Source organism: Cysteiniphilum halobium (assembly GCF_003574425.1).
Taxonomy (GTDB): Bacteria; Pseudomonadota; Gammaproteobacteria; order Francisellales; family Francisellaceae; genus Caedibacter; species Caedibacter halobius.
The window spans coordinates 1-774 of the sequence record NZ_QLIU01000136.1; the positions used below are offsets into that span (position 1 = coordinate 1).

At 25.7% G+C, this 774-nt stretch carries 1 protein-coding gene; it reads right to left on the bottom strand.

The window, feature by feature from the left end; translation table 11 throughout:
- Positions 1-268: 268 nt before the first annotated feature.
- On the bottom strand, positions 269-774 hold a 506-nt coding region (locus tag DNK85_RS12755; protein ID WP_208123198.1), incomplete at its 5' end, for a hypothetical protein.

Consider the following 774-nt stretch of genomic DNA (forward strand, 5'->3'; position numbering starts at 1 on the left):
CTTCCTTTTTGACACTTCTCACTTGTAATTTTCCTCTTTAAACCCCCCTCATTTTTTTTTCACCTCTTCCTTTTCTCCTACCACTTACTTTGTTTGATTCTCTTCTTCTACTCCTTTTTCATTTCTTTTTCTTTATCTTTTTTTTTTTTTTTTCTTTCTTTCTCTTTTACACCTTTTTTTTTCCCTTTTTTTTTTTTTCTTTTTTCCTTTTTATTTTCTCTTTCTTTATCATTTATCTTATTTTCTTTTTCTCCCCTTTTTTCTCCTTTTATTTTCTTCTTTTTTTTTTCTTTTTTTTTTTTACCTTACATACCACCCTACCCTCTTTTTCTTTCTTCCTCACCCTTTCCTCTTTTTCCTCTTCCTTTTTCCTCTCTCTTTCTTTCTGTTTTTCTTTCTCCTCTTCCTTTTTTTCTTTACTTCCTTCTCTCTCTTTTCTTCTTTCTTCTCCCCTTCTATCCTTTTTTTTCTTTTTTGTCTTTCTTCTTCTTTTCTCCCCTCTTTCTTTTTTTTTTTTTTTCCTTCCCCTCTTTTTTTCTTTCCTTTCTTTTCTTCTTTCTTTCTCCTTTTTTTTTTCTTTTTTTTTTTTTTCTTTTTTTTTTTTTTTTCTCTTTTTCTTTTCTCTTTTTCTTTTCTTTTTTTCTTTTTTTTCTTTTTCTTCTTTTTTTTCTTTCTTTTTTTCTTTTTTTTTTTTTTTCTTCTTTTTTTTTTTTCCTTTTTTCTCTCTTCTTTTTTTTTTTTTTTTTCTTTCTTCTTCTTCTCCTTTTTTTATTT